The organism is Paraburkholderia sp. CNPSo 3274, from assembly GCF_024206475.1.
Lineage (GTDB): Bacteria > Pseudomonadota > Gammaproteobacteria > Burkholderiales > Burkholderiaceae > Paraburkholderia.
This window is the reverse complement of the sequence record NZ_JAMBPR010000011.1, coordinates 148,085-156,984: the sequence shown is the minus strand read 5'-3', so window position 1 is coordinate 156,984 and position 8,900 is coordinate 148,085. Positions and strand designations below refer to the sequence as shown.

Here is an 8,900-nt window from a genome sequence, read left to right as displayed (position 1 = left end):
CTATAACGGCGGCGGCTGGTATCACGGCGGTTATTACCATGGCGGCTACTACCATGGCGGCTACTACCATGGCTACGGCTGGTATCACGGCGGCTACCGTCACGGCTGGTATGGCTGCTGCGGTTCGGCGAGCGTCGGCTTCTACTTCGGCCCCGGCTTCATCTACGGCTATCCGTTCTATCCGTACTACTATCCGCCGTACATTGCGAGCGTCTACTACCCCTACGTTTCCGGCGACTTCTCGCAGCCCACTCAGTGGATCGAACAAGGCCAGGGCCAGGCCGAGCCCCAGTACGGGGGCGCCAATATGTACGATCAAAACGAGCAGTACGGGCAAGGCGGCGGGCAAGGCGGGCAGGGTGGCGAGGCACCGTACGGCGTGTGGTACTACTGCGTCGCGTCGCAGACCTATTACCCGTATGTGCAAACCTGCCCAGGCGGCTGGCAGCAGGTGCCGGCGCGGCCACCTGACAGTTGAATGACTGCGCGTCATCCCACCGCGTAGCGTTAGGCGGCGGCGTGCCGGAACGCGCCTGGTCTCAATTGACTAGCGTATAAGGGTCCGCTTCCAGCGCGACGCCCGCACCGCGAATCACCTGCATGTAAGCGAACGTGTCGCCAACGGCAGCGCTGGCCTGCTCCGCGAGACTGCGCACATCTGCCGACTTTTCGGCGCTCGCCATCATGGATTCGAGCGCTTCCGAACCCGCAAACCCGTGCGCGGCCGCCGCGCTGAGAACCGCATCGAGAATACGCCGGGCCGCCGCGCGGGCATCGACCGACGCGAGCGGGGCGCGGTAGGCGAGAAAGCCTGCCATCAGCAGAAATTCGGCTGGGCTGATACGGTGACCATTGCCAACCGGCACGCCTTCCGGCATGTCGTGATGTCGCGACATACATCGCCTCCCGCTTTGGAGCGCTGTGAATGCTGCTGCCAATGCCAAAAAATATAGTACAGAAAGCATCGCTCATGCCGACGAATGCGGTGTTCGCGGTGTTCTGCCGTGTTCAATCGGCGGCGGCGTTGTTAATTGGGTGTTTCGATAGGCGGGCACAGACGTTTTTTCGACGTCCCGCGACAGCAAGTCGTAGTATTCTTGACCCGGGCAAAGCGGCTATCCAGCAAATTGTCATGTTTTTGTAGGCTTCGAGACAAATTCACGATTTTTCTCCGAGGGCATTCATGAAAACGCTGTTTCTGCAGGCACCTTCCTATGAAGGCTTCGATGGCGGCGCGGGCTCGCGCTTTCAAACGAAGCGCGAAATCCGCTCGTTCTGGTATCCCACGTGGCTCGTCCAACCCGCCGCGCTGGTCGAAGGCAGCCGCGTGGTGGATGCCCCCGCAGACGACCTGACGCTTGAAGCGACCCTGGATATCGCTCAGGAATACGAACTGGTTTTCATTCACACGAGTTCGCCCTCATTCCAGAGCGACATTCAGTTCGCCGAGCACCTGAAGCGGCGCAAGAGCACGATCCTCATCGGCATGATCGGCGCAAAAGTGGCGGTCGATCCCCATGGTTCGCTGAGTGCGAGCGACGTGCTCGATTTCGTGTGCCGGGAAGAATTTGACTTCACGTGTCTTGAGATCGCCCAAGGTCTGCCGTTCGAATCGATCCTTGGCCTGAGCTATCGCCTGCCCGACGGCGGGATCATGCACAACGACGCCCGGCCGATACTGGAAGACATGGATCGGCTTCCATTCGTCTCGCCAATCTACAAGCGCGACCTCACGTCCGAGCATTATTTCAGCGGCTATCTCAAGCATCCGTATCTCTCGCTCTACACGGGGCGCGGCTGCAAGTCCCGCTGCACGTTCTGCCTTTGGCCGCATACGGTGGGGGGCCATCGTTATCGCACGCGCTCGGTCGAGCACGTGCTGGAAGAGGTGAAATGGATTCGGGACAACATGCCCGAAATCAAGGAGATCATGTTCGACGACGACACGTTCACGGATCTCAGGCCGCGCGCCGAAGAGATCGCGCGCGGGCTTGGCAAGCTAGGCGTGACGTGGTCGTGCAATGCCAAGGCGAACGTGCCGTACTCGACGCTCAAGGTGATGAAGGACAACGGCTTGCGGCTCCTGCTCGTCGGCTTCGAATCCGGCGACGACCAGATTCTCGTGAACGTCAAAAAGGGCGTGCGTACGGACTTCGCGCGCCAGTTCAGCGAGGATTGCCGCAAGCTCGGCATCAAGATTCACGGGACCTTCATCCTCGGCCTGCCGGGCGAGACGCACGAAACGATCCAGAAGACCATTCAGTACGCAAAAGAAATCAATCCCCATACTATTCAGGTCTCGCTCGCCGCGCCTTATCCTGGCACGGTGCTTCATAAACAGGCGGTCGAAAATGGCTGGCTGAACGATACCAAGGTCATCACGCTCATCAATTCGGCTGGCACGCAGGCATCGACGATCGGCTATCCGCACCTGTCGCGCGAAGAGATCTACCTTGGCGTCGAGGAATTCTACAAGCGCTTTTATTTCCGGCCGTCGAAGATCTGGGAAATCGTCCGCGAGATGCTGGTGAGCTGGGAGATGATGAAGCGGCGCCTGCAGGAGGGCGCAGAGTTCTTCAAATATCTCCGGGCGCGCAAGGTCTGAAGAAGCGTCCCTCCTCGAAAGAAAACGCCCGGGATTCCGGGCGTTTTTTGTTGCCGCCCTTGCCAAACTGGCACTCGGGCGTGCGCTTTTCAGTTCTTTGGGGAAGTATCAAGGCCTGCCGGTAGCAGGCCGGTTCGGCTGGCGATTCGAACTCGATTGCGATTGCACCTGCGTCGGCGCGATCACTCCAGATCGCGCGTTTCAAGCTCCACGGACTGGCCCCCGTTTTTCTCCAGCGCGTGGCGCGCGGCCAATTCGATACTCGGGCGGTTCGCCTCGAATGCGCTCAATAGCGCATGCGCCGATGTGCCGGTGTTGCCGAAGCGGTCGTTCAGCGCGTCGAGCGATACGCTGCACCATACCGGGCGGTTGTCCACGTTGGCTTCGAACGCTACGCGTGCGGCAGCCACGGCGTGACGGCGACTCGTGAATTCGATTCTCATCCTGGTCCTCCGTGAGTTTCATCGTTAAAGGGTAGAGCCTGGCGCGGCCAATGGTGAGCTCTTTTTGCGCTATTTCGCCTGAGCGTCACTGGCAGGGTCGCTGCGCATCATCTTGTCGTGAGCGGCGGGCCCCTTGGGTTTCTTCACAGGCATGTTGTCGGGGTTGGATTCGCTCGCAATGCCTGGAGCCGCTGCCGGCGGCTTCACCATCGGCGGCGCAGGTGGATGAGCGGTTGTTTGGGCCTGTACGTTGGCGGGTAGCGAGGAGGCGGCGAGCGCCACACAGGCGATCGAGCCCCAGACGTGAACATGCGCTGGCTTCATGGCGTCTCCGTTGGTCTTCATCGTCATGGTCCAGCAAGGTGTCGCGAATCGCATGCACGGCGCGACGTCATTTCTCTCTTGAGAACAGGGTCTTTCGCATTGGGCGTGCCTGCTTCGCGTTTCATGCGCTCCGGTTAAACCCCGACCGTGCCAGGGTTTTGAAAGGGGTTCTAGAATGAGGTCGTGAGTGTAAAGGAGACCGTAATAACGTCATGGATACACAAGCGAAAACATTCGAGGAATTGCTACAGCGGGAATATCGGCACGGGTTCGTTTCGGACGTGCAGTCGGATACGTTGCCGCGCGGCTTATCCGAGGAAGTGGTACGTCTCATCTCGGAGCGCAAGCAGGAGCCGGACTTCATGCTCGAATGGCGGCTCGCCGCCTACCGGCATTGGCTCACGATGACCGAGCCGCATTGGGCGAGCATCGAACACCCGCCCATCGACTTCCAGGACATCGCCTACTATTCGGCGCCGCATACGCAGGCGAACCGACCGAAGAGCCTCGACGAAGTCGATCCGGAACTCCTGCGCACTTACGAAAAGCTCGGCGTGCCGCTGCAGGAGCGCGAGGTGCTCGCGGGCGTGGCCGTGGACGCGGTATTCGACAGCGTGTCCGTCGCCACGACGTTTCGCCGGCAGTTGGGCGAGCTTGGCATTGTCTTCTGCTCGTTTTCGGAAGCGGTGCGCGACCATCCGGACCTCGTGCGCCAGTACCTCGGCTCGGTCGTGCCTTACACCGACAACTTCTTTGCAACGCTCAACTCGGCCGTATTCAGCGACGGTTCGTTTTGCTACATCCCGCCGGGCGTGCGTTGCCCGATGGAGTTGTCCACGTACTTCCGCATCAACGCGCGCAACACGGGCCAGTTCGAGCGCACGCTCATCGTGGCCGACAAGGGCGCTTACGTGAGCTACCTGGAAGGCTGCACCGCGCCGATGCGCGACGAAAACCAGTTGCACGCCGCCGTGGTCGAGCTCGTTGCACTGGAGGGCGCGCAAATCCGCTATTCGACGGTGCAGAACTGGTATCCGGGCGACGCGCAAGGGCGCGGCGGCATCTACAACTTCGTGACCAAGCGCGGCGATTGCCGCGAGGCTAACGCCCGGATTTCGTGGACGCAAGTCGAAACCGGCTCCGCCATTACCTGGAAATATCCGAGCGTGATCCTACGGGGCGACAACTCGATTGGCGAGTTCTATTCGGCGGCGCTCACCAACCACTATCAGCAGGCCGATACCGGTACGAAGATGGTCCATATCGGGCGCAATACGCGCAGCACGATTCTCTCGAAGGGGATATCGGCTGGCCGCGGCAAGAACGCCTATCGCGGTCTCGTGAAAATGGCGCGCTCGGCCGAGAACGCGCGCAATTACACGCAGTGCGATTCGCTGTTGCTCGGCGATCGCTGCAGTGCCTTCACGTTTCCTTATATCGAGGTGAAGAACCCGAGTGCGAAGGTCGAACACGAAGCGTCTACGTCGCGTATTGGCGAAGACCAGCTGTTCTATTGCCGGCAGCGCGGGCTCACTGAGGAGGACGCGGTGTCGATGATCGTCAACGGCTTTTGCAAGGACGTGCTCAGGGAATTGCCGATGGAATTCGCCGTGGAAGCGCAGAAGCTGCTGGGCGTGAGCCTGGAAGGCAGCGTAGGTTGAAAGGGAGAGAAGCATGCTGGACATCCGCAATCTGAATGTCGAAGTGGAAAGCAAGCCGATTCTGCGCGGTGTGGATTTGCGCGTGAATGCGGGCGAGGTTCACGCGATCATGGGGCCGAACGGCTCCGGCAAAAGCACGCTCGCCCATGTGCTGGCGGGGCGCGAGCAATACGTGGTCACGGGGGGCAGCGTGCAGTACGACGGCTGCGACCTGCTCGCGCTTGCGCCCGACGAGCGCGCGCGCCGCGGGCTTTTTCTCGCGTTTCAGTATCCAGTGGAAATACCGGGCGTGAGCAATATCTATCTGCTCAAGGCCGCGCTCAACGCGCAGCGCAAACATCGTGGCGAGGCGGAACTCGACGCCATGGATTTTCTCGCGCTGGTGAAGGAAAAAATGGCGGCCATGGAGATGAAGGAAGACCTGCTGTACCGGGGCGTGAACGAAGGGTTTTCAGGCGGCGAGAAAAAGCGCAACGAGGTGCTCCAAATGACGGTGCTGGAGCCGCGTCTCGCCATTCTCGACGAGACCGACTCCGGGCTCGATATCGATGCGCTGCAACTCGTCGCCCGTGGTGTGAACCAGATGCGCAGCGCGGACCGGGCCATCGTGCTCGTGACGCACTACCAGCGCCTGCTCGACTACATCGTGCCGGACCAGGTGCACGTGCTTTCGCAAGGGCGCATCGTGCGCTCGGGTTCGCATGAGCTCGCGCTCGAACTGGAGCGCAGGGGTTATGGCTGGCTAGGCGAGCCGGATAGTGACGGGACGGCAGGTGGGCAGGGCGCCGGCACGCAACACACGGCATCCGCCAGGGAGCAACGATGAGCGAATCAACGCGCGAGCATTACCGCGACGCTTTCCGCACGATGGCGGGAACGCTGGCGGGCGTCGAGCTGCCATGGTTGCGCAAGGCGAGGCGGCACGCGTTCGACCGGTTCGAAATACTGGGCTTTCCCGGCACGCAACTCGAAGCGTGGAAATACACCAATGTCATGCCCATTGCAAAGCCGCATTGGCATTTCATGCCTTCGGACGGCGAGCAAACAGACTACGCCCGCCTGATCGACGACCTCGTGCCCGCCGATGCTGGGGGGCGCATCGTGTTCGTAAACGGCCGCCACGCGCCGAAGCTCTCGTCCTTGCCGCCTTTGCCGGAAGGCGCGTTCGTTGGCACGCTCGCACAGGCAATGCGCAGGATTCCTGAGCGGATCGAATCCCTCATGGCTCGGCGTGCGCCCGAGGACGGCTTTGCGGCGCTCAACGGCGCATTTCGCAGCGACGGCTACGTGGTCGTACTGCCGCCCGGCTGTGCGCTGGACTGGCCGCTGCACGTGCTGTTCTTCAGCAGCGAGGCCGCGCTCGCCATGCATCCGTTCAACGCGGTGGTGGCGCAGCGGGGCGCGCGATGCTCGATCGTCGAGCAGTTCGCGGGCATCACCGACGAGGCCTATTTCGTCAACACCGCGACGGAAATCGTCGCCGAGGAAGAGGCTGACGTTCAGCATTGCCGCATCCAGCAGGAGGCGCGCAGCGCGTTTCATATCGCACACGTAGGCGTTTCGCAGCGGCGGGCCAGCCACTTCACCTCGCACTCGTTTGCGTTTGGCGGCGCGTTGTCGCGCACGCAAATCGACACGCGCCTGGATGCGGAAGACGCGCAAGCCGACCTGAACGGCCTGTATTTCGTGAGCGCGCGGCAACACGTGGATCATCACACGCGTATCGACCATGAGATGCCGCGCGGCACGAGCCGGGAATACTATCGCGGCGTGCTCGACGGCGCTTCGCATGGGGTGTTCGATGGCCGTGTGATCGTGCACCAGAACGCGCAGCAGACCAACGCGCATCAAGGCAACGACAATCTGCTGCTCTCGCGCAACGCCGAGATCGACACGAAGCCGCAACTGGAAATTCACGCCGACGACGTGAAGTGCACGCACGGCGCGACCGTCGGCCAGCTCGACGAGAGCCTGCTCTTTTACCTGCGCTCGCGCGGCATAGACGAGCGGATGGCGCGCGCGCTACTCGTGTGGTCGTTCGCGCGCGTGAGCGTGGATCGCGTGGAAAGCGCCGCACTGCGTAGCCGGCTCACGCAACAACTGCTCGCGCGCCTGCCCGGTGGCGAATACCTGCGAGGACTGTCATGAATCTACTCGAACCGGTGGGTATTCCCGACGCCGAAACGGTCATGGGCTGGCGCCGCGACTTTCCGATTCTGCGCGAAAGCGTGCACGGCAAGCGGCTCGTGTACCTCGACAACGCCGCTACCACGCAGAAGCCCGCGAGCGTGATCGCCGCCGGCCAGGCCTATTATGAGCACGACAATGCCAACGTGCATCGCGGTGTGCATCTGCTGTCGCAGCGCGCGACCGATGCCTACGAGGGCGCCCGCGCGCGCATTGCGCGGTTCATTCACGCGGCGCACGAGAAGGAGATTGTGTACACGCGCGGCACCACGGAAGCGATCAATCTGGTGGCGCAAAGCTACGCGCGGCCGCGCCTTCAGCCCGGCGACGAAGTGCTCATCACCGCGATGGAGCATCACTCGAATATCGTGCCGTGGCAACTCGTCTGCGCACAGACGGGCGCGGTGCTGAAGGTGGCGCCAATCGACGACGACGGCACGCTCGACCTCGACGCATACGAGCGCCTGCTCAGCCCACGCACGCGCATGGTGGCAGTGGCGCATGCGTCGAACGCGCTGGGAACCGTGAATCCGCTTGCGCAAATGATCGAGCTTGCGCATGCGCGCGGCGTGCCGGTGCTGGTCGATGGCGCGCAGGCGATCGCGCATCTCCCCGTGGACGTGGCCGCGCTCGATTGCGATTTCTACGCGTTTTCGGGTCACAAGATCTACGGCCCCACCGGTATCGGCGCGCTGTACGCGAAGGCTGCGCTGCTCGAAGCCATGCCGCCATGGCAGGGCGGCGGCGACATGATCCGCTCCGTGACGTTCGAGAAGACCGAGTACAACGTGATTCCGTGGCGGTTCGAAGCGGGCACGCCGAATATGGCCGGCGCGATCGGGCTCGGTGCCGCACTAGACTACGTAAGCGCGATTGGGCTGGAAGTGGCACAGAGGCACGAGGCCGATCTGCTCGCGTATGCCGACGAAGCACTGCGTGCGATGCCTCACGTGAGAATGATTGGATCTGCGAAGGAAAAAGTGGGAATTCTCTCGTTCGTCATGGAGAACGCGCATGCCCACGACATCGGCACGATACTCGACCAGTACGGCGTGGCGGTGCGAACGGGCCATCATTGCGCGATGCCGGTGATGGAGCGCTATGGTGTGCCGGCCACGGTGCGCGCCTCGTTTGCGTTGTACAACACGCGCGCCGAAGTCGACGCGCTGCTGGACGGCCTCGCGCGCGTAGAGGAGGTGTTTCCGCTATGAGCGACTTGCGCGACCTATACCAGGAAACGATTTTCGACCACTACAGGCGGCCGCGGAACTGTCACGCCCTGCCCGGTGCGACGCATAGCGCCGAAGGCTACAACCCGTTGTGCGGCGACCGCGTCACGTTGTATCTGCGTATCGAGGACGGCGTGGTCAAGGACGCCGGGTTCGAGGGCGCGGGGTGCGCGATCGCAACGGCTTCGGCTTCGTTGATGACCGAAGCGCTCAAGGGCCGCACGCAAGCGGAAGTCGAGGCGCTGTTCGAACGCTTTCACGCAATGGCGACAGCGCCTACGGACCGCCCAGTCTCTGCCGAAGGGCTCGGTAAGCTCGCGGTGCTCGGGGGCGTGCGCGAATTTCCGGCGCGCATCAAATGCGCGACGCTTGCGTGGCACACGCTGCACGCCGCGTTGCGCGATGAGCGCGGGACCGTTTCGACGGAATGAGGCTGCGCATGCCTGGAGGT

The 8,900-nt window shown here is 62.2% G+C and carries 10 protein-coding genes; 7 read left to right on the top strand and 3 right to left on the bottom strand.

From position 1 onward, the window contains the following. The coding region (locus tag M3I54_RS10130; protein ID WP_254335284.1) for a hypothetical protein at positions 1-478 on the top strand (478 nt) is incomplete at its 5' end. A gap of 61 nt (positions 479-539) precedes the next feature. Here M3I54_RS10130 and M3I54_RS10125 read toward each other — a convergent pair. Beyond that, on the bottom strand, positions 540-896 hold the full coding sequence (locus M3I54_RS10125) for a hypothetical protein (protein ID WP_254335283.1): 357 nt from the start codon (positions 894-896) through the stop codon (positions 540-542). 287 nt (positions 897-1,183) lie between these two features. Between M3I54_RS10125 and hpnJ the strand changes: the two genes are divergently transcribed. Beyond that, entirely contained in the window at positions 1,184-2,605 is a 1,422-nt protein-coding gene (gene hpnJ / locus M3I54_RS10120) for a hopanoid biosynthesis associated radical SAM protein HpnJ (protein WP_254335282.1), read from the top strand. A gap of 182 nt (positions 2,606-2,787) precedes the next feature. On the opposite strand, the gene M3I54_RS10115 is transcribed toward hpnJ, so the two are convergent. After that, a complete protein-coding gene (locus M3I54_RS10115) occupies positions 2,788-3,048 on the bottom strand; it encodes a DUF1488 domain-containing protein (RefSeq protein ID WP_028204289.1) in 261 nt (86 codons plus the stop codon). A 69-nt stretch (positions 3,049-3,117) separates the two neighbouring features. After that, positions 3,118-3,372 carry a hypothetical protein gene (locus tag M3I54_RS10110; protein ID WP_254335281.1) on the bottom strand — a complete coding sequence of 85 codons (255 nt, stop codon included), beginning with the start codon at positions 3,370-3,372 and terminating at the stop codon, positions 3,118-3,120. Positions 3,373-3,584: 212 nt separating this feature from the next. Between M3I54_RS10110 and sufB the strand changes: the two genes are divergently transcribed. The 5 genes from sufB to sufU are packed head-to-tail and all read left to right on the top strand — an operon-like array spanning position 3,585 to position 8,880. Further along, on the top strand, positions 3,585-5,033 hold the full coding sequence (sufB, locus tag M3I54_RS10105; RefSeq protein ID WP_254335280.1) for a Fe-S cluster assembly protein SufB: 1,449 nt from the start codon (positions 3,585-3,587) through the stop codon (positions 5,031-5,033). Between the two features lie 13 nt (positions 5,034-5,046). Next, positions 5,047-5,859: a Fe-S cluster assembly ATPase SufC gene (gene sufC / locus M3I54_RS10100; RefSeq protein ID WP_254335279.1), complete on the top strand. Its 813-nt coding sequence runs from the start codon at positions 5,047-5,049 to the stop codon at positions 5,857-5,859. Continuing rightward, entirely contained in the window at positions 5,856-7,181 is a 1,326-nt protein-coding gene (gene sufD / locus M3I54_RS10095; protein WP_254335278.1) for a Fe-S cluster assembly protein SufD, read from the top strand. The genes sufC and sufD overlap by 4 nt, the downstream gene beginning before the upstream one ends. After that, positions 7,178-8,431 (top strand): cysteine desulfurase, encoded by a 1,254-nt coding sequence (locus M3I54_RS10090; RefSeq protein ID WP_302058905.1) that lies wholly within the window; start codon positions 7,178-7,180, stop codon positions 8,429-8,431. Before sufD ends, M3I54_RS10090 begins: the two co-directional genes overlap by 4 nt. Then, a complete protein-coding gene (sufU, locus tag M3I54_RS10085; RefSeq protein ID WP_254335275.1) occupies positions 8,428-8,880 on the top strand; it encodes a Fe-S cluster assembly sulfur transfer protein SufU in 453 nt (150 codons plus the stop codon). The genes M3I54_RS10090 and sufU overlap by 4 nt, the downstream gene beginning before the upstream one ends. The last annotated feature ends 20 nt before the right edge of the window (positions 8,881-8,900 follow it).

What these genes read in the sequence shown, in the direction of transcription:
- M3I54_RS10125 (WP_254335283.1), bottom strand. Translation starts at nt 896, where the DNA reads ATGTCGCGACATCACGACATGCCGGAAGGCGTGCCGGTTGGCAATGGT.
- hpnJ (WP_254335282.1), top strand. Translation starts at nt 1,184, where the DNA reads ATGAAAACGCTGTTTCTGCAGGCACCTTCCTATGAAGGCTTCGATGGC.
- M3I54_RS10115 (WP_028204289.1), bottom strand. Translation starts at nt 3,048, where the DNA reads ATGAGAATCGAATTCACGAGTCGCCGTCACGCCGTGGCTGCCGCACGC.
- M3I54_RS10110 (WP_254335281.1), bottom strand. Translation starts at nt 3,372, where the DNA reads ATGAAGCCAGCGCATGTTCACGTCTGGGGCTCGATCGCCTGTGTGGCG.
- sufB (WP_254335280.1), top strand. Translation starts at nt 3,585, where the DNA reads ATGGATACACAAGCGAAAACATTCGAGGAATTGCTACAGCGGGAATAT.
- sufC (WP_254335279.1), top strand. Translation starts at nt 5,047, where the DNA reads ATGCTGGACATCCGCAATCTGAATGTCGAAGTGGAAAGCAAGCCGATT.
- sufD (WP_254335278.1), top strand. Translation starts at nt 5,856, where the DNA reads ATGAGCGAATCAACGCGCGAGCATTACCGCGACGCTTTCCGCACGATG.
- M3I54_RS10090 (WP_302058905.1), top strand. Translation starts at nt 7,178, where the DNA reads ATGAATCTACTCGAACCGGTGGGTATTCCCGACGCCGAAACGGTCATG.
- sufU (WP_254335275.1), top strand. Translation starts at nt 8,428, where the DNA reads ATGAGCGACTTGCGCGACCTATACCAGGAAACGATTTTCGACCACTAC.